Origin of the sequence: Ruminiclostridium cellobioparum subsp. termitidis CT1112 (genome assembly GCF_000350485.1) — a bacterium.
GTDB lineage: Bacteria > Bacillota > Clostridia > Acetivibrionales > DSM-1351 > Ruminiclostridium > Ruminiclostridium termitidis.
In genome coordinates this window covers 32111-58191 of the sequence record NZ_AORV01000007.1, presented here as the reverse complement: position 1 = coordinate 58191, position 26081 = coordinate 32111, and the positions used below count along the sequence as shown (strand labels likewise).

Below are 26081 nucleotides of genomic sequence, written 5' to 3'. Positions count from 1 at the left end.
GCCAGATAATTGCTGCAATAGTCAGTGTAGTAGGACTTTTATTGATGTGGCTGCTGCAGGGTATTGCTCCAGGTCTGGGAGGCATATGGGCAAAAATTCTGAACTGGTTTTCATTATACTCCAGAACAGAGGATTTCTTCTCAGGTATCCTTTCCCTCGGCCCGATAGTTTATTATTTAAGCTTTTCGGCAGTATTTGTATTCCTGGCAATTAGAGTAATAGAAAAAAGACGCTGGAGTAAGGGGTGATAAATAGTGGGAAATTTTAAATTGGACAAAAGATCTTTAAAATATGGTTCGAATTCAATAATTTTGATAGCTGTTGTAATTGCAATAGCAGTAATTATCAACCTGCTTGTGGGAATGGGTGACATAAAGTGGGATTTGACCAAGGATAAACTTTATTCTCTCAGTGACGAAAGTAAAACAATCATTAAGGATATAAAGAAGGATGTCACCATATACGGTTTGTTTGATGACGGCCAAATTGGCAGTGGTGATGCTTATAAAGATTTGACCAACCTTTTGGGACAATATGAGAAATTGGGAATAAAGGTTACGTATATTGACCCTGATAAGGATCCGGGAACAATAGCTTCCTTTGATAAGGACAAGACCAAGAATATTGCAAGAGGCGATTTCGTAGTAAAAAGCGGAAACAAGGTTAAAAAGCTCAGCGCCCAGGATCTCTACGGACAGTCCTCCGAATACGGAAGAATGTTCAGTGCGGAGCCCTTAATAACAGGTGCCATCAAATTTGTTACTTCAGATGTAACACCCATTGCCTATTTCGTTCAAGGCCATGATGAAAATTCGGTAGACAGCGATCTCACACAGGTAAGGACGGCGCTTGAAAATAATAACATGGAAGTTAAGCAGCTCTCACTTGTTACAGAGGAGAACATCCCTGAGGATTGCAAGCTGCTTGTGTTTGCTTCCCCCAAGAAAGACCTTACTGATGCCGAAATGATCAAGGTAAATGCTTACCTGAAAAAGAACGGCAGAGTAGTATTTTTATTTGATCCTGTTGAATCGGGAAACAAATTCCCGAACTTTGAAGAAGTACTTCAAGCATATAATGTAGGCATCAATTACGACAAGGTCAAAGAACTTGATCAGAATATGCACTTGCCCGGAGATGAGTACTCACTGGTAGCAAAGCTTGAAAGCAATGATATAAATTCTTCTTACAGCAGCAAGGAGCAGTATTTGTTCCTGCCGGATTCAAGAAGCCTTTCCATACTGAAGAATGACAAGGAATGGCTTAAGACTTACTCACTTGCAAAAACAACTGACAAGGCTCAGGCAGCAAGCATTTTGAACCAGGGTGAAACACAGTCGGGTCCTTTTGATCTTGCAATTGCTTCCGAAATTCAGGGAGGCAGCAAGGTACTCGTATTCGGTAATGGAGTATTCCTCACCGACAGGGCATTATCAAGCCAGTATTCGACTTATTTTGCAACCGGAGCAAACTACTTCGTATATACGATAGTGAACTGGATGCAGGATAAGGCCGACCAGACCACGATTTCTTCCAAACTGGTATCAACCAAAACTCTGACTACAAACGAGAGTCAGGTTAAGGTAATATCTGTCGTTTTAATGGGAGTTCTACCGGTTCTGATAATGGGATGCGGCTTTGTTGTGTGGTCCAGAAGGAGGCATTTGTAAAATATGAAGTTATTCAGAAATGCTATTATTCTCGTTGTTGTTCTTGGACTTCTGGGAGGAGCATACTTTTATCTGAGTAATAGAAACTCGGATAAAAACGACGGTTCAGCCTCAGAGTCCACGCAGGCCGAAGAAATTTCCGTTACATCCGGCAAGCAGGAAGATGTAACTTCGATTGAGTTTAATAATGAGAAAGGTTCCTATAAACTGGTCAAAAAGGATAATGCCTGGTCAATGGAACCCGGGATGGAATTTGAAATAAACAGCAGTTATGTTGATTCGGCTGCCTCAGATTTAGCGGATGTAAATGCAAACAGGATTATTGAGGAAAAAGCTGCCGATCTCGGCAAATACGGCCTGGATAAGCCCACTGCCTCGGTCAAGGTGGGAATGAAGGACGGTTCGATCCAGGAAATTGAAGTCGGAGCTGCCACACCTACAAATGACGGACTTTATATTAAGAAAAAAGGTGAGGATAAGGTATATGTGGTTGGACTTTATTATAAGGACAAATTCACATACAGCAGGGGATATTTCGCTGTAAAGGATATTTTGCCGGTTGATCCTAAAACCTTGAAAAAGCTCTCCTACGAGAAAAACGGAGAGATGCAGTTTGATCTGGATATAAAATCAGAGAGCGATGTGGATATAGTAGCACCTGTCAAGGAAAAGGCAGAAGCCTCGGATGTATCGGCTATGACCAACGCGGTAGTCCAATTGGCAATTGCCGATATTGTGGATGAAAATCCCGATCTGGCCCAATACGGTCTGGATAAGCCTGCCTTTACCCTGGAATATGGAGACGGCAAGACCACAAAGAAGATATTGTTCGGCAAACAGCTTGAAAAAGGTAAAACAACCTATGCCAAATATCCTGACGGGAAGAGCGTATTTACAGTGGATATTTCACCATTGACCTTCCTGGATGTGAAATTCAGCAATATTGTAAATACCTTCGTTTTCCTGCCCAATATCAATGATGTGAACAAGGTTGAACTCACAATTGACGGAAAGACTATCGTATCAGATATAACGACGGTTAAGGATGATTCCGACAAGGATACCTTCAAGGTTGATGGGAAAGATGCAAACATGGAGGGCAGCAATTCCAAGTCACTGTTCAGAAACTTTTATTCTGCAATGATTGGTATTACCATGAGCAGGTATGAGACAGGGGCCACACCCACAGGTACTCCGGAAGTGACTATCAAGTACTTTATGAAGCCTGATTCAAAGCCTGTGACCATTGAGTATATACCAAAGGACCAAAACTACTTCTATGCTGTAAAGGACGGAGTCTACACAAACAGAGTGGTGCTGAAGTCGGTACTTGATGAACCCGATGGCATAAGAGCCTCCTATAAAGCTCTAAAAGAAGCCATTGATAAAGCTGAAAAGAAGTAGCAAACCAACAAGGCAAATTAATAAAATGTAATGTGAAGGGCAGCTCCCTCATAGAATTATACAGAGGTTATAACCTCGGGAACGGAAGGTTCCAAATTTTCTATGTTGGGAGTTGCTTTTTTGGTTAAAGGAGAAATCGGTAATATTTTCAAGGTGGCATTTTTATATATGGCAACGATAATCGGAGCAGGATTTGCATCGGGGCAGGAAATCATACAATTTTTTTCAATGTATTATGCAGGAGGCTTTTTTGGGATCATACTGGCGGGTCTGCTGTTCTCAATTGTAGGGTATGTAGTCCTCAATAAGGTCTACACCGAAAGAATAAGCAGCTATGACGAATTTTTGTTCCCCATGACGGGTTATTTCCTTGGCAGGCTGATGGAATTCATAGTGATGCTGTTTATGGCCTGCATAATGTGCGTGATGGTTGCCGGACTGGGAAATGTGCTTGCCGAGCTCACGGGAATGGAGTACAGATATTGTGTTGCAATAGGTGCGGCAGCCACTCTTCTGGCAATAATGACAAATATAAAGGGAATTGTGACCATAAGCTCTTTCTTATCACCGGTACTTATTGTGGGGATAATATTTGTTGGTCTTTACATCCTGGCATCGAAGGACACCTCTGTCTTCAATATATCCGAAAAGGCCAGGGTGGTCACCAACAACTGGGTATTTTCCGCAATACTCTATGTGAGCTATAACACAATACTCTCAACGGTATTGATGACCAGGATGCTCCCGTACCTTAAGACCGGCAGGGTTGGAAAATGGGGAGGGATAATAGGCGGCGGAATGCTTTGCATAACGGCACTTGTTTTAAATTCGGCACTATACTCCTTTTATCCTCATTCAATAATTTCCGAAATACCGGTGCTTGGTATAATCCAGAACAACAGCAGGCTTCTGTCCAATATTTACAGTATAATTCTGATACTTGCCATGTACACCTCGGCGGTAACCGCCGGTTATTGCCTGACTGAAAGAGTCAGTACCAAAATGAAAATCAGCTACAAACTTGTTGCAGCTGTGATCTGTGCGGTAGCAATACCAATGTCGTCGCTGGGCTTTTCCAGGCTGATAGCCACCCTGTATCCGGTATTTGGTTACCTTGGGCTGTTTCTGCTGTTCATAATACTTTTCCAATTCGTAAGGAGCCAGGTTTCACCGGGAACGGGTCAAAGAAGGGGAAGCAGTCCCGGAAAGTCATGACGACGTCCGGGAATAAGCTGCAAGGCACTTGAGTGAACGCAGGGCTAATCTGCGAAGCAAATTTCTTGTGGGAATAGTGGACTATATTATGCCCCGTATGCTAAACTTTTACTATACGGAGGACGATAAATAAAAAGGTGTGGAAAATCAATATTGATGATTGTTACTAAAGAAAAAGCTTTGAGGTGAAAGAATATTGTCTATTCAGGAAAATCAGGGGGATACCCCGGTTAAAATAAAAAAGCCCAACTCAGTCTCAGGTGTTATAATTTTTTTTCTGCTGATTATAGCTATTATAATTATGGCATTTGCGGTCTACCTTAAGTCAATAGGCTATGATTTCGAAAAATTTAATATAAACAGTGCCATTGCCTTTGCAAAAAATCATACTCAGGATTCAATGGGCGGAACTGCTGCCGACATTTCCTTTTCCCAGGACGGGAGTGTTGATTGCAAGGTTTACAGAGATTATATCATTGTGCTTTCCCAGGATGGGGTAAAGTGGTATGATAAATCAGGTAGACTTTTACAGGAAAAGGCACTTACCATGACCAGACCGGTATTGAGAAGTTCACGCAAATATATGGCGGTAGTTGATATTTCCGGGCGGGATATATATTTCTTTAAGGACAAGACCCAGCTCTGGACAAGGAAACTCGACAGTCAGATAATAAATGCCGAAGTCAGCGAAGAGGGGGATTGTACGGTTGTAACCCAATCAAAGGAATACAAGTCTGCCGTCCTTGTCATTGATGTAAACGGAGTTGACAAATATACAAAGTTTTGCGCGGAGGAAATTGTTCTGGGTGCAAAAACTTTAACCGGCGGCGAGGATGTACTGATCAACCAGGTGGTTACCAAAGGCATTAAAGCAGGGACAAAGTTTGAATTCAACAGTATTTATGAGGAAAAGCCGATTGCGGTTTTTGATATAGCGGATAATGTGTTTCCTGTCGTTCAGACCATAGGAAATAATATTGCAGCCGTAGGCCAGAATACGGTGGTTTTGATGGACAGGCAGGGAAAACAGCTGTGGAGGAAAAGCGCCGAATCCATATATTGTGTGGCTCCCGGTACCGACAAATATGTTATCCTGGCAGGAAAGTTCACCGATCCTTCCGGTTCGGCAAGTCAGAGGGTTTTAGTGCTGAACTTAAAGGGGGAAGAGGTGTACAGCTTTGATCAGCCCGAAAATATAAGCGGCATCAGTGTATATGGGGACCAGCTGGCCTTAAGAACTCAGAGAAGCATATACCTGTATACTGTCAAAGGGAAAAAAATCGGGCATTACATTGCTCGCAATGAGATCAAGGATGCCTATTTGACCGGCTCAAACGAAGCCATAGTAATAACGGGCGGAAACATTTCACTGGTTGAAATAAAATAATACTGAAAGGGTTGCACATGAACTGGACGGACATTGGTGTATTGGTCATTATTGTTATATTTACGGCAATTGGTATGAGGAACGGTTTCCTATACTCTGTCTTCAGGCTGCTCTCATATATATTATCGGTAATTTTCGCCATAAAATTTTATCCTGTCTTATCGGCAATGCTTCAAAAGACAGTCATCTATGCCAATATAAAAGCCTCGGTAATCAGCGGCATAGTCAGGCAGCAGTCAGCCGACGGCCTTTCGCTCCAGGAGAGGACGGCACAGTCGATTGTTGACAGCTTAAAGCTTCCGGGGTTTATAAAAGAGGCCATAATTGAAAATGTCGGTAAAAAGGATGTCCTGGGCTTTCAAAAAATTACCGAAGCTGTAGGTTCCGAGATAGCCACGCTTGTGATAAATATTATGAGTATGATTCTAATATATCTGATAATACGCTTCGGACTCATTTTTGCGCGGGTTATAATCAAAACAATAGCAAAACTCCCGGTTTTCAAGCAGTTGGACAAGGCCGGAGGATTTGTTCTGGGAGCAATAGAGGGCATATTCATGGTATACATACTTTGTGCTCTGCTTGTACTGTTCAGTGCCTTTCCGAAGTTTTCATCGGTAATAGATTCTGTCAGGACTTCACAGTTTGCCAGTTACTTCTATCAGAATAATTTCATTGTCGGCTTTTTATCTCCCGAGCACCAGCAGGAGCAGGTAAAATCATAATTGACTTTAAGGCAATTAATGTTTTCTCCCCTGGTTTACGGTTTGTTTTAATGTTTTTTATCCACTTGCCCCGTCGGTCTGGACACTTCCCTAACATAAGAGTAAAATAAGTTTAAATCAAGCTGGGACAGAGTTATCCCGGCTATTATTTTAGCGTATAGGAATTTATTATCGTTGCAATTGATGATATATCTGAAACAGGAGTGGTACACTAAAAAACACCAAGCAAATAGATAAAATAGATAAAATAGATAAACATGTAATTAGATAAACATATAGGATTAAATAAATTAACTTACTATTGAGACTAAGTGCCGCCAAAAAAGTTTCAGGCGCGCACCGAATGGAGGTTCATATGAGAAGTGATATTGTAAAAAAAGGTATTGAAAGAGCTCCTCACAGAGCACTTTTTAAGGCAATGGGGTATACCGATGAGGAACTTGAGAGGCCTTTAATCGGGGTGGTAAACTCACAAAATGAAATAATTCCGGGACATATACATCTGGATAAAATAACCGAGGCGGTCAAGGCAGGAATAAGAATGGCCGGAGGAACGCCAATCGAATTCGGCGCCATAGGTGTCTGCGACGGTATTGCCATGGGCCATACCGGTATGAAATATTCACTTGCGACCAGAGAACTAATTGCTGATTCCTGTGAAGCCATGGGGAAAGCACACAGCTTTGACGGAATGGTCTTTATACCCAACTGTGACAAAATCGTACCGGGTATGCTGATGGCTGCAGCCAGGATCGATGTACCCTCCATTGTCATAAGCGGGGGGCCCATGCTCTCTCTGAACAAGGACGGAAAGCAGCTGGACCTGAATACCATGTTTGAAGCGGTAGGTGCTTTCAAGGCCGGAAAAATAACCAGGGAAGAGGTCGATGACTTTGAAAACAGTGCATGTCCGGGCTGCGGTTCCTGCTCCGGCATGTTTACGGCAAACTCCATGAACTGCCTCACAGAAGTGCTGGGCCTCGGACTTACAGGAAACGGAACGATACCTGCCGTATACGCCGAAAGGATCAGGCTTGCAAAACATGCCGGCATGAAGGTTATGGAGCTGGTGGAAAAGGATATCAAACCCTCCGACATACTGACCCAAAAGGCCTTTGAAAATGCCCTGACGGTGGATATGGCACTGGGCTGTTCAACAAATTCCGTCCTCCATCTCCCAGCCATAGCAAATGAGGCAGGCATGCAGATCGATCTGGATATAATCAACGAAATCAGTTCAAGGACGCCCAACCTCTGCAAGCTGGCGCCGGCAGGCAGTTATCATATTCAGGACCTCTATGCGGCAGGCGGAGTACAGGCGGTCATGAAGGAATTATCCAAAAAAGGACTGCTCCATCTTGACCTGATAACAGCCACAGGCAAAACGGTAGGAGAAAATATAGAGAATGCGGTCGTAAAGGATTACAACGTCATTAAAAATATAGATGCACCGCACAGTGCCACCGGAGGAATAGCAGTGCTCAGGGGAAATATCGCGCCTGACGGGGCGGTGGTGAAGAAGTCGGCCGTAGCCGATTCAATGCTGGTTCATAAAGGGCCTGCAAGAGTGTTTGACAGTGAAGATGACGCAATTAAATCAATATATGAAGGCAAAATTGTAGAGGGAGATGTGGTGATCATCCGGTATGAGGGCCCCAAAGGGGGGCCAGGCATGCGGGAGATGCTGGGACCAACCTCTGCCATAGCAGGCATGGGATTGGACAGCTGCGTGGCACTTATCACCGACGGAAGATTTTCCGGCGCTTCGAGAGGAGCCTCTATAGGCCACGTATCTCCCGAAGCAATGGAGGGCGGACCTATAGCTCTCATTCAGGAGGGGGATATTGTTGACATCAATATACCCGAAGGGCGCCTCAACATAGAGTGCAGCCGGGAGGATCTGGACAGAAGGAAAGCTCTTTGGAGCGCACCTGCACCCAAGATAACCTCGGGATATCTGGGCAGGTATGCCAGACTTGTCACTTCTGCCAGTACGGGAGCAGTTTTGAAGTAGTAAGGTGATAAGCAGGAAGATATGCAGGGAATGAAGGAGTGAGTGAATGAAAATATTAGGTGCCGATATTATTATAGAATGTTTAAAAGAGCAGGGTGTTGATACGGTTTTCGGTTATCCCGGAGGTCAGGCCATAGTTATCTATGATGCACTGTACAGGGCGAGAAACGAGATAAGGCATATACTTACCTCGCATGAACAAGGGGCTTCCCATGCCGCTGACGGCTATGCCCGTGCCACCGGCAAGGTGGGTGTGTGCATAGCGACCTCGGGCCCGGGTGCCACAAATCTGGTTACGGGTATTGCCACAGCCTATATGGATTCTGTACCCATGGTCGCCATAACAGGTCAGGTGCCCACCGGCCTGCTGGGTAAGGACTCTTTTCAGGAGGTGGATATTACAGGCATCACCATGCCTATAACAAAGCATAATTTTATAGTCAAGGATGTAACAAAGCTGGCCGATACCATCAGAAAGGCATTTGCAATAGCAAGGGAGGGCAGGCCGGGTCCTGTTCTGGTGGACATCTGCAAAGATGTCACCGCCACCGAAATGGAATATACTCCGAGAACTCCAGGCAAAGATGATTACATCTCAAATAAATACCATGAAATAAGCGGAGAAGAATTTGAAGCGGCAATCAAAGCCATTAACAGCGCTTTCAGACCGGTTATACTGTCGGGTGCAGGTGTGGGTATTGCCGGTGCCGAAGAAGAGGTCAGAAGCCTTGCTGAGAGTGCCTGCATCCCTGTCAGCACTTCCCTGATGGGAATGGGTACTTTTCCGGGGACTCATGAGCTCTTTATGGGAATGGTCGGGATGCACGGAACCAAGACTTCCAACTATGCGGTACATAACTGCGATCTGTTCATTGCCATAGGGAACCGCTTCAGCGACAGGATTGTCAGCAAGGTCAGCAGCTTTGCACCGGGCGCTGAAGTAATGCATATCGATGTGGATTCGGCCGAGGTCGGTAAAAACATATCGGTTGATTACCCTCTTGTGGGTAATATCAAGCAGATACTCCAAACCTTGATAAAAGGTGTGGAACCAAAAAGGGATACAGAGTGGATATCAAAGGTAAACGCATGGAAAGAGAAATACCCGCTGAAATATAATAAATCGTCCGAAGTTCTCCGGCCCCAGTACATTGTGGAGCGGCTGCATGAACTTACACACGGTGATGCTGTCATAACCACCGAAGTGGGACAGCACCAGATGTGGGCCGCCCAGTACTATAAGTACACCAGGTTCAGGCAATTTGTTTCCTCCGGCGGTCTGGGTACCATGGGCTATGGCCTCGGAGCCTGTATTGGGGCACAGCTTGGCAGACCAGATAAAAAGGTCATCAACATCGCCGGTGACGGCAGTTTCAGGATGAACCTGAACGAGCTGGCCACTGCCGTGGAGTATAAGCTGCCCATAATCATCGCTCTTTTCAATAACAGGGCACTTGGGATGGTCAGGCAGTGGCAGGAGCTATTTTATGACAGCAGGTTCAGCCAGACCACAATAGACAGGGGAACAAATTTCAAGGCACTGGCTGAAGCCTTTGGGGCAAAGGGGATAAATGTGACGCACCCGGATCAGGTAGACGGGGCGATCAGAGCGGCACTGTCCGAAACGGATACTCCGGTATTGATAAACTTTGAGATCGACAAGGATGACAAGGTATTTCCCATTGTGCCTCCGGGTGCAGGAATAAATGAGGTTGTAGACTGTTAGGATTTGATGATATAAATTAAAAATAAATGGCCGGCTTGATATCAGCCGGCCATTTATTTTATACAAATCATATACATTTAGAGGATTTTATCCGATTACGCTTTTATGCTGACTACCACTTTACAATATCACTAAGCTTGTATTTTGAATCCTCATCAGGTTCGACGGTATAGCACCAGCTATATTTGTTATTTACAAAGTCCTCGCCTGAATACTTGACCGCAACCTCCTCTATGACATAAACCCTGTATGTATTGGAAGCATCACCCTTTTCAACAGCATATATTTCATATTTGTTGAGCTTTTCTTTTGTATTTTTACTGGATAGATTGGATACCAGTTTTTTCTGTGAGTTATATAGATTACTCCCTTTCAAGAGGCAGTGCTCGACAGTTGAAAAGGTATTGCTGTTGATAGCACTTATTATGTTTTGCTCGTAGGAGCCCATAAGACTTTCAATTTGACTGACGATTGAACTATCGATATTCCGGAATAATTTGGGCTTATTGTCGATTATGGTCTTGTCAAAAGAATTCCAGAAAGCTCCGCTGGTGTCAATAATGCTGCCTATTTGGCCATAAGGGATTTCAAACTCTGGAAAACCGGCTACATATGAGGCAATTGCATAAGGGAAATAATATATTTTCAAGGAGTCACTTCCCAGTACGAAATCATGATCTTCCGTGACTTCCGGTTTTTCTTCAAAATAAGTCATACCATCGTCGGGGAAAGTTGAACTTATTTTGGTATTTAAGGCTATCTGATTGTCCACGAGAGAGGTAAGCTCGTCGGCATACTTGCTGCCGGCTTTAAACAAGTCCTTCAGCTGATAGAAAGTCCCGGTTTTGATATCAATATGGAAATACTCCATGGAAGGCAGACCATGCGCAGCACCGATAGGATACCAATAGCCGGTTTTTTCTATTATAAGTAAATTTTTGTTAAGGGAGACCGAAAAATCATAGGAGATGTCCTCAGGATACTCATCATTACTGGATGCAGGAGTGTTTTCGTATTCGCCGATAAACTCCGCCTTCAGCTTTTTATTAATGCTTTCCTGTACTGCAGGATCTTCCAGACCGGTAATTTCAGGATATTCGATATACGTATGGTAATCTCTTCTGAAAGATACTACATTGGCTTTAATCCGGCCATTTAGCGGGATAATCCTATCCTTTTGCCAGAGGATTGCACCGTTTTCTTTCAGATATGCCAGACCGCCGTCCAGCTTTGCCTGGAGAATGCCGCCCATATATTTGATATCACCGATTCCCGGGAGGTTGGGAAGAGTGTCAACCATATTTCCTTTTTTATCTATAAAGAACGTACTGGTATTATCACAGGCAACAGCATGATCCCCCTCAAATTGATTTATTCTATAGAATTTGAAATCACTGAGCTGTTCACCTTTGATGTTGAACAGTGCTTTGGGATAATAATAGTCGGAATATGGGGCGGAGAGGTTCCTGCTTGCGGCAAACATGTCCGAACCCAGGTAAGTGATTCCCGAGTATTCGGGTTTGAGTATGTATTTTCCTTTTGTATCTATCAAACCATATGTGTCGCATATCTCCTGGGATTCCACCGAAACAACGGCATATCCCCTGGTAAATCTGCCTGCTGAGTAAAATGCCGGTTCTATTACCACATCGCCGCTGTAGTTCTTATATCCGTACAACTTGCTTTTTTCATCGTAGAAAGAGGTAAATCCTTCCGAGCTTTCATAATCATTATAACATTTCAGTACTTCCAATACCTTGCCCGATTTATCAATAACCGAAAATTTGTCTTCACCTGTTTCAACCACTGCCCTGCCGTCATTGAAATCTTCGGCATTTAAAAACTTGGCGGGAATGACAACTTTACCCGTCAGGTCCATGAAACCGTATTTCATATTTTCGTCCGAGAAGCTTAGCAGTCCATCCTGATAATCATGAATTTTGTATTCTGAGGTGAAAAGAACCCTGCCGGAGGAGTCCACTACTGTGGAACCGGAATCCATGGTATTTAAGACGGCAATGCCGTTTTCGAAATCGGGAAGAAAGGAGGAAAACGGACCGGATATGACCTTGCCTGACTTATTGATAAAATAAACCTTGCAAATGTCGAATTCATTATCCCCGTTGCCAACAATGGCGATACCACTGTCATTGAACTCCCTGGCAAAGTTATAGCCGGGCTGTATGGCAAAGGCTCCGGTTTGATCGATGTAACCCCACTTTTCTCCTGAAACGGTTTCAGTTGAGGCGGGATACAAATCAACTCCCCTGTCATCGGCAAAAACTCCGAGATATGTAAAGCACAGGATTGCTATCAGCGCAAAAGTGATAATCCTACTTTTCATTTAATAACTCCTTTCAAAAAGTGCGTCAGACTGATATATTACAACTTATAATAAGATTATACAGCAGCATGTTTAAAAAATAGTGACAGTTTTGTAATATCTTGATATGTCCCGGTATTGAGGTTGCCAATATTTGTTTGAAAGATTCCTGAGCGCATGTTCTGAAAAACATATGCTTGACTTTTTTTCGCTTATATGTTAAATTAGTTATTGCTCGTTGTGTAAGTCTTTTTTTTTATGTCTAAAATAAATCTGATAAATTGACTTATATGGTGAAACACACAAATACACATTAAGCGGCTGGAGGTGTTACTGATGAGAGTTAAGATTACACTCGCATGTACTGATTGCAAACAAAGAAATTATTCTAACATGAAGAATAAGAAGAATGACCCGGATAGACTTGAATTGAAAAAATTCTGTAAATTCTGTCACAAGCACACAGTTCACAAAGAGACAAAATAAATAATATTAGATACTGTTCAATATTGTTATTTGTCTCTTCGGAAACTAAATAAGTATGGTGGAATATCGGTTGCCGGACTTATTGTTTCCTTTGGAGACTAAATCATTCTGTGAAATCGGTGGCAATGTTTAATGGACCTTTTGTTTGGTTATACTTCTGCATAAGATCCATGATTATAGGAATTGTGTCAACAATTACTGTATAACTGCCAATTGATATTAAAAAAATATTTTATTGGGATGTGATTATGATGGCTGAAAACGAGGTTAAAAAAGTGTCTCGCATTAAGCGAACCGGCCAGGGTATGGCAAGGCTATTCAGAGAAATAAGGGCCGAACTGAAAAAGGTTATATGGCCAAATAGGACTCAGCTGATAAACAATACCATTACAGTACTTATTTTCTGCCTGGTTGTTGGCGTAATAATATGGGCTGCAGATTTCGGTTTGACAGCATTGGCTGATGTTGTATTTACAAAATAGCAGTTTAACGTCTTGTTAATACTAAAGTTCCGTCCGGGCTGGTGTGAACCGGTTTAATCGGGATGTTTTTCCAAGGCTAATAGAATTAGAGGGAGGACATGGGGCTCTGAATTGGTGGGCCTGTTTTTGATATGTCTGAGGATACTAAATGGTATGTAGTTCATACTTATTCCGGGTATGAAAACAAAGTAAAGGCTAATCTTGAAAAGATAGTGGAAAACAGAGGCATGCAGGATTATATTGTCGATATCGTTGTTCCCATGGAAGAACAGATTGAGATTAAGGACGGCAAAAAGAAGGCAACACTTAAAAAGGTTTTTCCCGGATATGTGCTTGTTAAAATGATTATGTCGGACGAGTCCTGGTATATAGTCAGAAACACCAGAGGAGTTACGGGTTTTGTCGGACCTGGATCCAAACCGGTGCCATTGTCCGATGATGAAGTAAAAGCAATGGGTGTTGAAGAATTTGCACCTGAGATAGACTATGATGTCAATGATAATGTTAGAGTTACGTCAGGCCCTCTGGAAAACTTTATCGGAATTGTTGAAGAGATCAATCTTGAAAAGAAAAAGGTTCGTGTTTCGGTATCCATGTTCGGAAGGGAAACCCCTGTAGAACTTGAACTGACACAGATTATGAAAATATAGGCCATAAGGCAGATAGAAAAGCATATGATGTTTTTCTGTCCTTTTAATAAATAACTTATAAGCAATACCGGCGAATACACATGTGTTCGCAGAAAATTGGGAGGTGGAATTAATGGCAAAGAAAATTGCAGGTTACGTAAAACTTCAGATTCCTGCGGGGAAAGCAACTCCGGCTCCACCGGTTGGACCAGCTTTAGGACAGCACGGCGTTAACATTATGGGTTTTTGTAAGGAATTCAATGAAAGAACAGCAAAAGACGCGGGACTTATAATCCCTGTTGTTATAACAGTTTATGCTGACAGATCTTTCTCCTTCATCACAAAGACTCCTCCGGCAGCTGTTCTTCTGAAAAAAGCATGCAAAATTGAAAGCGGCTCTGGTAAGCCAAACAAGGAGAAAGTTGCAAAGATCACCAAGGCGGAAGTTCGTAAAATTGCAGAAATGAAGATGCCCGACCTGAACGCGGCAAGCGTTGATGCGGCAGCAAGTATGATAGCTGGTACTGCTCGCAGTATGGGCATCGTAGTAATAGACTAGTTTTTAAATTACTAGTTACAGTTTGTGGGAGGAAACAAAAGTTTCCGACAATAATCAACCACTTAAGGAGTGTGACGTATGTTTAGAGGAAAGAAGTATCAAGAAAGTTCAAAACTTGTTGATAGACAAAAGCTTCACGATCCGGCAGAGGCTCTCGACCTTACTCAGAAAACCGCAAAAGCAAAGTTTGATGAGACTGTCGAAGTTCATATAAAGCTCGGTGTTGACTCCAGACATGCAGACCAACAGGTAAGAGGTGCGGTAGTACTTCCTCACGGAACCGGTAAAAAGGTCAGAGTGTTGGTATTTGCAAAAGGAGACAAGGCAAAGGAAGCAGAACAGGCCGGTGCTGAGTTTGTTGGTGCTGAAGAATTGGTAACAAAGATTCAGAATGAAAACTGGTTTGAATATGACGTAGTAGTTGCAACACCGGATATGATGGGTGTTGTTGGTAGATTGGGTAAGGTGCTCGGTCCCAAGGGACTTATGCCAAATCCAAAGGCGGGTACTGTATCAATGGATGTAGCTAAAGCTATTGCCGATATCAAAGCCGGTAAAATTGAGTACAGACTTGACAAGACAAATATTATTCATTGTCCGATAGGAAAGGTTTCTTTTGGTACAGAGAAGTTAATGGATAACTTCCATACGCTTCTTGGAGCAGTTATAAAGGCTAAGCCTTCCGCTGCCAAGGGACAATACCTGAGGAGTGTTGTAGTTTCTTCAACTATGGGACCTGGTGTTAAAATCAACCCCATAAAGGTTACTGAATAATAAACCTGAATGACTTCTAAAAATAAGTACTTTACAAAATGCTTGTTTAGTATTAATATATAAAAGGTCGGGCGATACATTTTTGTTTCGCTTTGAAATAGTGAGCCATAGACAGTGGGAGCCGGAGTAGCAATACCGAGGCCTAACAGATGCCTGCATCATCCCGCCGAGGTTGTGATCGTGAATTGTTAAATCAGTTTGCGTCAGTTAATAAAATTACCATTGGTAACTTTTGAAACAGTTAATCACCCTTTGAGTGTCTATGTGCATGCAAAGGGTTTTTTATTTTTGTTATATGAACAGGAAAAAATATTCTTTAATATATTTTTCTTACAAAAACCGCAAAAGGAGGTGGATGTTTTGCCTAGTAACAAAATTCTTGAACAAAAAAAGCAGGTAGTTGCCGATTTGACTGAAAAAGTTAAAGCTGCACAATCAATAGTATTGGCTGATTACAGAGGTTTGACCGTTGAACAGGATACTGCATTGAGAAATGCTTTGAGAGCAGCTGGTGTGGAGTATAAAGTAGTTAAGAATACATTGACCAGTTTAGCTATGAAAGAAAGCGGACTGGAAGCTCTGGATCCTTTCTTGAATGGCCCTACTGCAATGGCACTCAGTTCAACTGATGCTGTGGCACCTGCAAAGGTTCTTTCAGATTTTTCCAAGAAGTTTGAAAAGCTCGAACTCAAGGTTGGTGTTGTTGAAGGTAAGGTTATTGATATCAATGGTATCAAGGCTCTTGCAGACTTGCCATCACGTGAAGTCCTTATCGCGAAAGTATTGGGAGGCTTCAATGCTCCTATTTCCGGCTTCGTAAATGTATTGAACGGAAATATGAGAGGTTTGGTTGTAGCATTGAATGCTATTGCTGAACAAAAAGCAAACGCTTAAATTAAATCAATAAATTAATAAATAAATTTTATTAATTATAAAGTAATTTAATTTGTTAAATTAAAAAAATTAAAAATTAAAAAATTATTTGGAGGTAATTATACAATGGCTAGCGAAAAAGTAACAAAATTAATTGAAGACGTAAAGGCTTTAACAGTATTGGAATTATCAGAACTCGTAAAGGCTCTTGAAGAAGAGTTTGGAGTATCAGCAGCAGCTCCTGTAGCAGTTGCAGCAGCTCCTGCAGCAGGTGGAGCAGCAGCTCCTGTAGAAGAAAAGACTGAATTCGATGTAATATTGAAGGATGTTGGAGCAGACAAGATCAAGGTTATCAAAGTTGTTAGAGAAGCAACCGGCCTTGGTTTGAAAGAAGCTAAGGATCTCGTTGACGGAGCTCCTAAGACTGTCAAGGAAAACGTTTCAAAGGACGAAGCTGCAGCAATCGAAGCTAAGTTCAAAGAAGTTGGAGCAACTGTTGAAATTAAATAATATTATTGATTTTAAACCGGATTTTGCTGTTTAAACGGCAATCCGGCAGTAAAAAGAGGCTACTCTTATATTTAAGAGCGGCCTCTTTTTTTGGTTCTATGTCAATAGTTGGGGTAGAACAGTAAATTGAAATTTTATCAAAGGCCAGTCACTTTTCGGAAAGCAGGAATTTTGGAGCTACATATCGAATTTAACGTTATCAGATTAAATATTAAAGTACAATTCTAACTACACTGATTTTTCTGTAAATATTTGATAAAAGGATTAAATATGAATCTAAAAAAACTCCTGAGAGCAAAAAAATACCGCACAAGAATTTTTATATGGATAACATCAGTTATGATTATTTTGATAATCATGTTTTCCTCACTTATTTATTTAAATGTTGAAAAGACAGTCCTGGGCAGTGAGTACGAAACCAGTCAGAAAATACTGAATCAAATGAAATATAACATTGATTTTCTTGATCAGATGGTCAAAAATCTCTGCTTATCCACATACTATAGCAATGACATAAAGACTCTGATGAACTTCACCGAGGAAGAAACCTATGAACAGATGAATATTATAAACAAGCTGAGTAATTCGGTGGTGGCCAGTAATCCATATATTCAGTCGATTTATGTATACAACAATAGGAAAAAGGTGTTCTATTCAACATATAATTCCTTTAAATACGAGGACCCGGATTTATTAAAGCTAATCCAATCAAACCCCAATATTCCGGTTCTGAAACCCATTTTCCGGAGGACCGAGAGCTACCATTCGGGTAATGTAATCAAGTACAGCAATGTGCTGTCCTATTTCATGTATGAAATGAAGGACAAACAGAACAATATGCAGGGCGCGGTTATTATCAACATAAAATTGGACTGGCTTATCGAAAATATAAATATAATAAATATGTTTAACAACAGCAGGCAGGATAAAATATTCATTATAAACGATGAGGGAGAGTTTATCAGGGACGGGGTAAACAGCAATCCCGACAACACCCAATTTGAAGATTATTTAAGAAAGCTTTATTTTTCAAAGAAGATAAGCGTGGAAAAAATCAAGCAAACGGAATTACTTAAAGACAGTATAAACGGTAAAAATTACTTTATATCAATAATCCCTATTGAGCAGGCTGGCTGGGTCATGTACAAGGTTCAGCCCTACAGCATTGTGTTTGATTATATCAATAAGTTGAAGATAACTATCCTTGTCATAACAGGCATTGTTTTAATCCTTATTTTCATTGCATCCTACTCAATATCAAAAGGCATTTACAGACCCTTTGAAGGACTGCTAAAGCTGGTAGGCTTTAACAGTCAAAGCAATGTTAAGGCCAGGCAGAATGTCGATGAATTCTCTTACCTTCACGAGGTATATAAAAGCTCCATAGATCAAATAGAGAAGTTCAGCACAGAACGGAGAAACAACGAGAAGATAATAAAAACGTATTTTCTAAGAAAATTAATATTGCAAAGCGGCTCAATTTCTGATGAAGAATTTGAAATAAATAAAGCTGAACACGACCTATTGTTGGACCGGAACCAACCATTCCGGGTAATTTTGCTAATTATAGATAGGCATAAGGAATTTGAAGAAAAAAATGATTTAAAGACAAGGGAACTGACAAAGTTTGCCATTGTCAATATCACCATGGAGATACTGACAGCCGGCTTTTATTGTGAAGCTGTTGAAATGAAAAATGATGAGATAGCAATAATACTTAATTCAGCAGGTAAAACCCAACCCGATATGGATTTGAACAGTGACCGACGGGAAATATCAGCAGCTGATAATTATGACAAACTTATACAAAAAGTCCGTGAGGCTCAGGAAATAGTGTTTCGATACTATAATATTTCTTTTACGGCGGTTTTCAGTGAAGAAATGTCGGAAGTCGGCAGTATAACCCGTCTGTATAATCAGGCTGCCGACTGTTCGGTATACAGATTTGTATTTGGCCTGTCCTCAGTCATACTGCCCGAAATGCTGAACAAAAATTCCTTTAAGACCGACTTTAAATATGAAAATCAAAACAAGCTGCTAGGAGAACTGAAGCAGGCAAATCTGAAAAATGCAGAAAACTGTCTGGAGAGTATTATAGAAGATATCAGAAAATTGGAATACAATAATATGATGCTTTCAATAGCCCACCTGGTAAATTCCTTGAAAAATATAGTTTACGATATGAATCAGACAAACCGGGAGCCGATAATTATAAGTCCCATTTTATCCAGTAATGAGATATTTGAGCTTGAAACCATTGATGAATTCAAGGGAATAATAATGATGATATTGCAACAGATTGCAGTTAAGGTTGAGACCAAATCAGGCAACCGGGATATGGAACTGGCCGAAAGCATTCAGCATATCATTATTAAGAATTACACGGATTATGATCTGAGTATTGCCGGTATATCCGAAAAACTGCGGCTGCCGGCGGCCAGAATAAGCAAAGTATTCAAAGAGAATTACAATATGTCGGTGGTGGAATATATAAATATGGTAAGGCTTGAAAAGGCTGTGGAGTGGATGGAGAATTCACGGTTAAGTATAGGCGAGATAATGAATAAGGTCGGAATTGAAAATGAAAGCTATTTTTACAAGATATTCAAAGCCAAATATGGCACAACTCCACGGGGATATATATCCAATAATTTTAAAAAGCAATAAATTTTATCCCTTATAGGGAGGATGATGACTATGAAAATAACGCTGTACAAATCAAAGCTGTGTCACCTTCTTTTATTTTTGATTGTAATTTCCTGTGCTTTACTTTCGGCCTGCTCAAATCCTTTAAACAGCATGCTTGGAAGTGATACCGGCGGCAGCCTGCAAGGAGCCGTTCCCTACGAAATAAAATGGTACCTTCCAAACAGTGTACAGCCGGATATGCAACTGGTCAATGATGAAATGAGCAGGATAACTGTGGAAAAAATCAATGCCTCGTTAAATGTGGAATTCATAGATTGGGGCAGCTACGATCAGAAAATGAGAGTTAAAATGGCTTCGGCCGAACCGATGGATTTAATATTTACTTCAAACTGGTCAAATGATTATGTTACTGCTGCCAATAAAGGTGCCTATCTTGAAATTGATCAGGAAAAGCTAAAAGCCCTGGCTCCCAATGTTCTTGAAAGTATCCCGGAGAAATGCTGGAAATCGGTTTACGTAAAGGATAAGCTTTATTCGTTCATAAACACACAGATTGAAGGCAGAACGCCCGGAATTCTTGGCTATAAGAAGTACTTTGACAAATATTCCATAGACATAACGAAAATTAAAAAAATGGAGGAGCTGACACCTTTTCTGGAAAAGGTGAAGGCCGGTGAACCGGGAATCATACCCATTGGTATTGATGGAATAGACACAGGCTTTAACGATATTGCCCTGACCTATGGCATTGAGATTTTTTCGAGGGAAAATCCCGCCGCAATTTATATTGACGACGATTCAATAAAGGTTATGAACTATTTTGAAGCCCCGGAGACAAAATCATACCTGAAGCTGGTACATGATTGGTATACAAAAGGTTTTATCAGGAGGGATGCCGTAACGGTGAAGGACCACAGGGCAGATCTCAAGTCAGGTAAAATAGCATTGATGACAACCGTTATAAATCCGGATACGATGGCCAACCAGGCGGAATTGTGGGGAGTTAAGGTATCCGACATGGTTGGGCAGTCTTTTATGAATACTTACATGGGCAATGGAGGAATTCTTTCAAGTCTGACAGCTATCAGCAAAACCTCAAAAGATCCTGATAAAAGCTATAGATTATATAATCTGTTGTATGATAAACAGGATACAAAGTTATTCAACATGCTGAATTACGGAATTGAGAACAGACATTATACGCGCAGGGGGGACGTTGTAAAGCAGATACCCAACTCCGGCTACTGGATTTCCTGCGGCTGGGAAAACGGAAGTATGTTCAATTCCTACCGCCAGAGCGAAGAACAGCTGAACTGGTATCCGATAGGTCCGGATATGAATAACAATGCCAAAACCTCAAAGCTGCTGGGCTTCTGCTTTAATCCCGAGCCGGTGACAATAGAACTTATGCAATGTGCAGCTGTGGTAAATGAATATTATAATGCACTTTTTACGGGGTCCGTGGACCCTGATAAAAATCTGCCGCTGTTCTTAAATAAATTGAAAAAGGCCGGAGCCGACAGAGTTATAGAGGAAATGCAAAGTCAAATTGATGAGTGGAGACAAAAATAGAATATAATTCAGGGAGGGATGCAATTCGGATCCATTTGCAGGGAACCAATTGATAGTGTAAAAAACAAATAACATTACATGATATGGCATTCAGAAACCTTAACAGGTTTACCGAGTGCTTTTTTTGTTGTATTTTCCGGATGCGGGAATAAATCCTTGAATGCCGTGATCATAAGGCTTACAGCTTGTTCATATCAAAAAAGTACAGTAGTTTTCAGTTGATTAAAAATAAAAGTACAGTCCCTTGAGCAGTTCAAAAAAAATATACAGTTCATATGAAAGTAAATCTTGAAATGGACAGTATTTTTCATTTCTACAAGACTATACAATAAAGCCACAGCAAACATGAACCATTAATCACACATTAAGTCACAACAATTATGTAAACAACTTAAAAAGGAAAGGTAGTGAATAAATGAATTCTATCTCCAAAGAATTAAAGGAATTTAAGAAGAACAAGGATTTATTTTTCATCGGATTGCCGGGAATGCTGGCTTTATTTATAGTTTGTTATCTTCCCATGTTCGGATTGATAATAGCATTTAAAAGGTTTAATTTTGATGACGGTATACTGGGGAGTCCCTGGGCGGGACTGGACAATTTCAAGTTTTTCTTCACTTCACAGGACGCTTTCAGGGTCACCAGAAATACTCTTCTTCTTAATGGTACTTTTATAATTCTCAGTTTTGCTGCTGCTGTTTTTGTGGCACTTATGCTCAACGAGCTGAATAAAAGAAGTGTTAAAGTATTCCAGACGGTTTTATTTGTTCCTTATTTCATATCATGGATTGTTGTAGGATATCTTGTCTATGGATTTTTAAGCTTTGACTACGGAGTAATCAATTCAATTTTAAAGGGTTTAAATATGGCTCCGGTGGATTGGTATTCAGATCCCAAATATTGGCCGGTCATATTGACGGCTTCATATTTGTGGAAAAACGTAGGATATCTGACCATTATATTTTATACCGGAATGCTGGGGATTGATGCGTCATTCTATGAGGCGGCATCCATAGACGGAGCCTCAAAGTTCCAGCAGGCCAAAGCTATAACAATACCTCTTATAAAGCCTTTGGTGATCCTTATGTTGATTCTCAGCATCGGTAAAATATTTTACTCCGATTTTGGATTGTTTTTCTTTGTACCACGAGAGGTGGGAGCTCTTCTTCCGACGACGGATGTTATTGATACATATGTTTACAGATCCCTCCGGGTTATAGGAGACCTGGGAATGGCTTCTGCTGCAGGTTTCTACCAGTCCATTGTAGGGTTCCTGCTTGTTCTTGGTTCTAATTTGTTTATCAGAAAGGTCAGTAAGGAAAATGCAGTATTTTAATGATGTCTGGAGGGGGTCTGATTATGCAAAAGCTTCGAAGTAATAAGTTAAATTTAATTATGAAATTCATATTGACAATAATATCTGTTTTAACGCTGCTGCCTTTGGTTTACCTGATTTCAGTTTCTTTCTCAACTGATGCGGGAATAGCCAGGTACGGATATACACTTATCCCAAGATCCTTCACACTCGAAGGGTACAAGTATATTTTCAAGGTACCCAGGCCTATAATCACGGGCTATATGGTTTCTGTCACGGTGACGGTTTTGGGTACAGCTCTTGGTTTGGCACTGTCGTCCACCCTTGCCTATGTAATGGCGAGAAAGGACTACAGGTACAGCAAAGCCACTTCATTCTACGTGTTTTTTACAATGCTTTTCAATGGCGGACTGGTTCCGACATACATAGTCATGACAAAGCTGCTGCATGTTCAAAATACAATTTGGGGTCTTATCATACCATACAGTATAAGCCCCTGGTTCACCATGATAATGAAGGGGTTTATGGAAACTCTTCCATTTGAGATAGTCGAGTCGGCAAAAATAGACGGAGCAGGAGAATTCAAAACCTTTGTCAGAATAATCCTTCCTGTGGCAAAGCCCGCCATAGCGACAGTAGGCCTGTTCTACGCCTTTGCCTATTGGAACGACTGGTGGCTTGCAATGCTTTATATCAGCAAGGAAAGTCTCATTCCGCTCCAGTTTCTTCTGTACAGAACCTTAAGTAATTTAAGCTACATTCTCAATAATATGTCATCTCTCTTAAATGTGAATATGAGCAATATTCCAAGTGAGTCGGTGAGAATGGGAATGGCGGTTATTGCAGCGGGACCCATGCTGATACTCTTTCCGTTCTTCCAGAAACACTTTGTCAAGGGGCTTACTGTGGGCAGTGTCAAAGGTTAGTAAAATGGCAGCTGTTAATGCGATTGTCAACCCTGAAAGGGTTACGATAAAAAAATTAAAGGAGGAAATAAAATGTTAAGCAAAAAAATCAAATCATTATCACTGATTCTGTCGTCTGCTTTGATCTTAAGTATGGGTTTATCAGCATGCGGGTCGTCAGATAAATCTGCAGAAGCTCCGGGTACTTCCCAGGCGGCTTCCGGTACTGGAACTGCCGCGGCTTCACCGGATACCCAGCTTGAACCCTATGAAATCAACTGGTTTTTCCCTAATGGAGCCCAGGCAGATGTAAATCTTGTCGCAGAGGAAATGAGTAAGATAACAAAAGAGAAAATAAATGCTGCATTAAAACTGACAATACTTGATTGGGGCAGCTATGCACAGAATATGCAGATAAAAATGGCCGCATCGGAGCCTATGGATCTGGTATGGACTGACGGAGGAACGCTTCCTTATCTGCCATTGGTAAATAAAGGGGCATTTACCGAAATAACGGATGACATGCTCAAGCAATACGGGCCCAATATTTTAAAAGGTGTACCCGAGACTGCATGGCCGGCAGCAAAGGTCAACGGCAAACTATATGCAATAATAAATACCCAGGTTTTGGGAAGAACCCCAGGTATATTGTTCCAGAAGAAATATGTGGATCAGTTCGGACTTGATTTGAATAGTGTAAAGAAACTTGAGGATCTGACGGCCTTCTACGAAAAAGTTCATGCAGCAGATCCTGCACTGGTACCTTTTGAAGTGGCACAGAGCAACAGCGGCGGTATTTTTTTCAATGAATACTCAAGCACACTGGGCATAGAACTGCTTGGCAGACAAAATCCGGCGGCAGTATATATCAGTGATGATTCAACAAAGGTAATGAATTATTTTGAAGCCCCTGAAACAAAAGAATACCTGAAACTGATGCATGAATGGTATCTAAAAGGAATTATAAAGAAGGAAGCTCCAATGCTCAAGGATGTTACTCCCGATCAGAAGGCGGGGAAAACAGTATCAATTCCCACAGTTGTAAATCCTGACACAGCGGCAAATGTCTCCAGCAAATTGGGACTTAAGGCCGAAGAAATGGTAGCCCTGACTCTGTCAAAAACCTTTATGAATACAGCGTCCATCATTGCAACAATGACAGGCATCAGCAAGACTTCAAAAAATCCCGAAAGATGCATCATGTTATACAATCTGCTTTACGATGAGAAGGATACCAAACTTTTCAACATGATGAACTACGGTATCGAAGGCAAACACTATACTTTGGCCGGTGATGTGGCAACCTTTACGCAAAACAGCGGCTATATGCTTGCAAGCGGCTGGGAAAACGGAAATATGTTCAATTCCTACAGACAAAGTGAAGCTCAGCCGGAATGGTATCCTGTAGGACCTGATATGAACAAAAATGCAACAGTTTCCAAGCTTCTGGGATTCAACCTTGACCCTGAACCTATAAAGAATGAACTGGCTCAGGTTGCATCAGTTGTAGATGAATTCTACGGCGGATTGTTTACAGGTGCTGTGGATCCGGAGACTACATTGCCGAAATTCCTTGAAAAACTCAAGGGTGCAGGTTCGGAAAAGATCATAGCAGAAGTTCAGAAGCAGATAGACGGGTGGAAAACCACGAGATAAAAGCGGCAATGAAAATATAATACTAATTTTGGAAGCAGTACCGAGTACCAACTCATATCCTTGGACAGCCCCGGACGTATTATCTGCAGGAACCTGCAATTTATTATTTCCGGGTCAGCCAATGATATGGGTTGTACTTACATAGGGCTTTAAAATCAGTATTGCACAGTTTTTTGATACCCTGTTTTATTAAATATAGGAGAATACAGATGGAGAAAAACCATAGGAAACAAATAATCCCCGGGCTGGGGGAAGTAAGTGAGGAAACAGGCTTCATATTTTTGGACGCATGCAGTGACGGTTTCTACAATGTCAATAAGGATGGGGTGATAAGTATTATTTCAACCGGAGACAAAAAGGTTGAATTTATAGTCTTTGAAGACCGGACTATTGCATATGTCGGCTCCGGCATGGGCTATCCGGCATATTATCCTGTCCTGCCTGTAAAATACCGGAAGCCTGTAAAGGCTGTGCTTATGGATTTGGATGGAACAACAGTCAGAAGTGAGGAATTCTGGATATGGATCATATCAAAGACTGTTTCGAGCTTGTTGGACAAGCCTGAATTTGAACTTGAAAATCAGGATATTCCTTTTGTATCAGGACACAGTGTATCGGAACATCTCAGGTATTGCCTAAACAAATACTGTCCTGAAAAGAGTCTGGAGGAGGCAAGGAATTATTATTTTAAACATACTCACCATGAGATGGGCGAGATAATGAAGGGCAGGGGGAAGAAAGGTGCTTTTACACCTTCTCCCGGTATAAAGGATTTTCTGTATGAATTGAAAGCCATGGATGTTAAATTGGGACTGGTAACCTCGGGGCTTTACGAGAAGGCTTATCCCGAGATACTTTCGGCTTTTGACACCCTGGGAATGGGTGACCCTTCGGACTTCTATGATTGCATAATCACTGCAGGATATCCTTTGAGAAAAGGAACCCCCGGCACTCTGGGAGAGCTGTCTCCGAAACCGCATCCCTGGCTCTATGCTGAAACATGCAGGGTTGGACTGGGTATTGATTTTTCGGAAAGAAACAGTGTGATCGGTATCGAAGACAGCGGTGCCGGCATCAGCTCGGTAAGATTGGCCGGTTTCACCACAGTAGGCATATCGGGCGGAAATATCATTGAAAGCGGAACAAAAGGACTTTGTGATTATTACTGCAAGTCCTTTGACGAAATAATGAAATTAATAAAATAGTT

Annotated in this window: 21 protein-coding genes, 1 pseudogene and 1 other annotated feature; of the genes and pseudogenes, 21 read left to right on the top strand and 1 reads right to left on the bottom strand. The window is 41.5% G+C overall.

The annotated features are described in order from the left end of the window. From CTER_RS01030 to ilvB, 8 genes and pseudogenes are all read left to right on the top strand, one after another. A pseudogene (locus CTER_RS01030) lies at nucleotides 1-248 on the top strand (ABC transporter permease); the annotation flags it as partial. A 6-nt stretch (nucleotides 249-254) separates the two neighbouring features. Next, nucleotides 255-1670, top strand: a complete 1416-nt coding sequence (locus CTER_RS01025) for a GldG family protein (RefSeq protein ID WP_242834918.1) — start codon at nucleotides 255-257, stop codon at nucleotides 1668-1670. 3 nt (nucleotides 1671-1673) lie between these two features. Continuing rightward, the gene (locus CTER_RS01020; RefSeq protein WP_004622981.1) at nucleotides 1674-3074 is read left to right on the top strand and encodes a DUF4340 domain-containing protein; all 1401 of its coding nucleotides are present in this window, start codon (nucleotides 1674-1676) and stop codon (nucleotides 3072-3074) included. Nucleotides 3075-3194: 120 nt separating this feature from the next. Next, nucleotides 3195-4289 (top strand): YkvI family membrane protein, encoded by a 1095-nt coding sequence (locus tag CTER_RS01015; protein ID WP_004623020.1) that lies wholly within the window; start codon nucleotides 3195-3197, stop codon nucleotides 4287-4289. A gap of 196 nt (nucleotides 4290-4485) precedes the next feature. Further along, nucleotides 4486-5676, top strand: coding sequence for a DUF5711 family protein (locus tag CTER_RS01010; protein ID WP_004622979.1), 1191 nt, complete (start codon nucleotides 4486-4488; stop codon nucleotides 5674-5676). Between the two features lie 17 nt (nucleotides 5677-5693). Beyond that, entirely contained in the window at nucleotides 5694-6401 is a 708-nt protein-coding gene (locus CTER_RS01005; RefSeq protein WP_004623023.1) for a CvpA family protein, read from the top strand. Between the two features lie 355 nt (nucleotides 6402-6756). Next, on the top strand, nucleotides 6757-8415 hold the full coding sequence (ilvD, locus tag CTER_RS01000; protein WP_004623005.1) for a dihydroxy-acid dehydratase: 1659 nt from the start codon (nucleotides 6757-6759) through the stop codon (nucleotides 8413-8415). Between the two features lie 46 nt (nucleotides 8416-8461). Continuing rightward, the gene (gene ilvB / locus CTER_RS00995; protein WP_004623012.1) at nucleotides 8462-10141 is read left to right on the top strand and encodes a biosynthetic-type acetolactate synthase large subunit; all 1680 of its coding nucleotides are present in this window, start codon (nucleotides 8462-8464) and stop codon (nucleotides 10139-10141) included. A 112-nt stretch (nucleotides 10142-10253) separates the two neighbouring features. Here the strand turns inward: ilvB and CTER_RS00990 are convergent, their stop codons facing one another. Next, the gene (locus tag CTER_RS00990; protein ID WP_004622991.1) at nucleotides 10254-12485 is read right to left on the bottom strand and encodes a WG repeat-containing protein; all 2232 of its coding nucleotides are present in this window, start codon (nucleotides 12483-12485) and stop codon (nucleotides 10254-10256) included. Between the two features lie 315 nt (nucleotides 12486-12800). On the opposite strand from CTER_RS00990, the gene rpmG reads away from it, so the two are divergent. The 13 genes from rpmG (at nucleotide 12801) to CTER_RS00925 (ending at nucleotide 26079) form a co-directional block, all read left to right on the top strand. Next, nucleotides 12801-12950, top strand: coding sequence for a 50S ribosomal protein L33 (gene rpmG, locus CTER_RS00985; protein WP_004623026.1), 150 nt, complete (start codon nucleotides 12801-12803; stop codon nucleotides 12948-12950). A 248-nt stretch (nucleotides 12951-13198) separates the two neighbouring features. Next, entirely contained in the window at nucleotides 13199-13432 is a 234-nt protein-coding gene (secE, locus tag CTER_RS00980) for a preprotein translocase subunit SecE (protein WP_004622984.1), read from the top strand. A gap of 131 nt (nucleotides 13433-13563) precedes the next feature. Further along, nucleotides 13564-14082: a transcription termination/antitermination protein NusG gene (gene nusG, locus CTER_RS00975; protein ID WP_004623022.1), complete on the top strand. Its 519-nt coding sequence runs from the start codon at nucleotides 13564-13566 to the stop codon at nucleotides 14080-14082. A 112-nt stretch (nucleotides 14083-14194) separates the two neighbouring features. Next, nucleotides 14195-14620 carry a 50S ribosomal protein L11 gene (rplK, locus tag CTER_RS00970; RefSeq protein WP_004623030.1) on the top strand — a complete coding sequence of 142 codons (426 nt, stop codon included), beginning with the start codon at nucleotides 14195-14197 and terminating at the stop codon, nucleotides 14618-14620. A 78-nt stretch (nucleotides 14621-14698) separates the two neighbouring features. Continuing rightward, entirely contained in the window at nucleotides 14699-15394 is a 696-nt protein-coding gene (gene rplA / locus CTER_RS00965; RefSeq protein WP_004623032.1) for a 50S ribosomal protein L1, read from the top strand. An 87-nt stretch (nucleotides 15395-15481) separates the two neighbouring features. Further along, nucleotides 15482-15688 (top strand) — a sequence feature (ribosomal protein L10 leader region). Between the two features lie 66 nt (nucleotides 15689-15754). Next, nucleotides 15755-16288 carry a 50S ribosomal protein L10 gene (gene rplJ, locus CTER_RS00960; protein ID WP_004623003.1) on the top strand — a complete coding sequence of 178 codons (534 nt, stop codon included), beginning with the start codon at nucleotides 15755-15757 and terminating at the stop codon, nucleotides 16286-16288. A gap of 105 nt (nucleotides 16289-16393) precedes the next feature. Beyond that, complete coding sequence (rplL, locus tag CTER_RS00955) at nucleotides 16394-16777, top strand: 50S ribosomal protein L7/L12 (RefSeq protein WP_004622989.1); 384 nt, start codon at nucleotides 16394-16396, stop codon at nucleotides 16775-16777. A gap of 339 nt (nucleotides 16778-17116) precedes the next feature. Next, nucleotides 17117-19444 carry a helix-turn-helix domain-containing protein gene (locus tag CTER_RS00950; protein ID WP_165585938.1) on the top strand — a complete coding sequence of 776 codons (2328 nt, stop codon included), beginning with the start codon at nucleotides 17117-17119 and terminating at the stop codon, nucleotides 19442-19444. 30 nt (nucleotides 19445-19474) lie between these two features. Further along, nucleotides 19475-20998 carry an ABC transporter substrate-binding protein gene (locus tag CTER_RS00945; RefSeq protein WP_004623008.1) on the top strand — a complete coding sequence of 508 codons (1524 nt, stop codon included), beginning with the start codon at nucleotides 19475-19477 and terminating at the stop codon, nucleotides 20996-20998. Between the two features lie 415 nt (nucleotides 20999-21413). Beyond that, nucleotides 21414-22334, top strand: a complete 921-nt coding sequence (locus tag CTER_RS00940; protein ID WP_004623000.1) for an ABC transporter permease — start codon at nucleotides 21414-21416, stop codon at nucleotides 22332-22334. Nucleotides 22335-22357: 23 nt separating this feature from the next. Then, nucleotides 22358-23239, top strand: a complete 882-nt coding sequence (locus tag CTER_RS00935; protein WP_004623016.1) for a carbohydrate ABC transporter permease — start codon at nucleotides 22358-22360, stop codon at nucleotides 23237-23239. 72 nt (nucleotides 23240-23311) lie between these two features. Then, nucleotides 23312-24874 carry an ABC transporter substrate-binding protein gene (locus CTER_RS00930; RefSeq protein WP_004622987.1) on the top strand — a complete coding sequence of 521 codons (1563 nt, stop codon included), beginning with the start codon at nucleotides 23312-23314 and terminating at the stop codon, nucleotides 24872-24874. A 209-nt stretch (nucleotides 24875-25083) separates the two neighbouring features. Next, the gene (locus CTER_RS00925; RefSeq protein WP_004623015.1) at nucleotides 25084-26079 is read left to right on the top strand and encodes an HAD family hydrolase; all 996 of its coding nucleotides are present in this window, start codon (nucleotides 25084-25086) and stop codon (nucleotides 26077-26079) included. The last annotated feature ends 2 nt before the right edge of the window (nucleotides 26080-26081 follow it).

Bases quoted from the DNA above. Each gene is read 5' to 3' on its own strand.
- CTER_RS01020 (WP_004622981.1), top strand. From the start codon at position 1,674: ATGAAGTTATTCAGAAATGCTATTATTCTCGTTGTTGTTCTTGGACTT.
- CTER_RS01005 (WP_004623023.1), top strand. From the start codon at position 5,694: ATGAACTGGACGGACATTGGTGTATTGGTCATTATTGTTATATTTACG.
- ilvD (WP_004623005.1), top strand. From the start codon at position 6,757: ATGAGAAGTGATATTGTAAAAAAAGGTATTGAAAGAGCTCCTCACAGA.
- ilvB (WP_004623012.1), top strand. From the start codon at position 8,462: ATGAAAATATTAGGTGCCGATATTATTATAGAATGTTTAAAAGAGCAG.
- CTER_RS00990 (WP_004622991.1), bottom strand. From the start codon at position 12,485: ATGAAAAGTAGGATTATCACTTTTGCGCTGATAGCAATCCTGTGCTTT.
- rpmG (WP_004623026.1), top strand. From the start codon at position 12,801: ATGAGAGTTAAGATTACACTCGCATGTACTGATTGCAAACAAAGAAAT.
- secE (WP_004622984.1), top strand. From the start codon at position 13,199: ATGATGGCTGAAAACGAGGTTAAAAAAGTGTCTCGCATTAAGCGAACC.
- nusG (WP_004623022.1), top strand. From the start codon at position 13,564: ATGTCTGAGGATACTAAATGGTATGTAGTTCATACTTATTCCGGGTAT.
- rplK (WP_004623030.1), top strand. From the start codon at position 14,195: ATGGCAAAGAAAATTGCAGGTTACGTAAAACTTCAGATTCCTGCGGGG.
- rplA (WP_004623032.1), top strand. From the start codon at position 14,699: ATGTTTAGAGGAAAGAAGTATCAAGAAAGTTCAAAACTTGTTGATAGA.
- rplL (WP_004622989.1), top strand. From the start codon at position 16,394: ATGGCTAGCGAAAAAGTAACAAAATTAATTGAAGACGTAAAGGCTTTA.
- CTER_RS00950 (WP_165585938.1), top strand. From the start codon at position 17,117: ATGATTATTTTGATAATCATGTTTTCCTCACTTATTTATTTAAATGTT.
- CTER_RS00945 (WP_004623008.1), top strand. From the start codon at position 19,475: ATGAAAATAACGCTGTACAAATCAAAGCTGTGTCACCTTCTTTTATTT.
- CTER_RS00940 (WP_004623000.1), top strand. From the start codon at position 21,414: ATGAATTCTATCTCCAAAGAATTAAAGGAATTTAAGAAGAACAAGGAT.
- CTER_RS00935 (WP_004623016.1), top strand. From the start codon at position 22,358: ATGCAAAAGCTTCGAAGTAATAAGTTAAATTTAATTATGAAATTCATA.
- CTER_RS00930 (WP_004622987.1), top strand. From the start codon at position 23,312: ATGTTAAGCAAAAAAATCAAATCATTATCACTGATTCTGTCGTCTGCT.
- CTER_RS00925 (WP_004623015.1), top strand. From the start codon at position 25,084: ATGGAGAAAAACCATAGGAAACAAATAATCCCCGGGCTGGGGGAAGTA.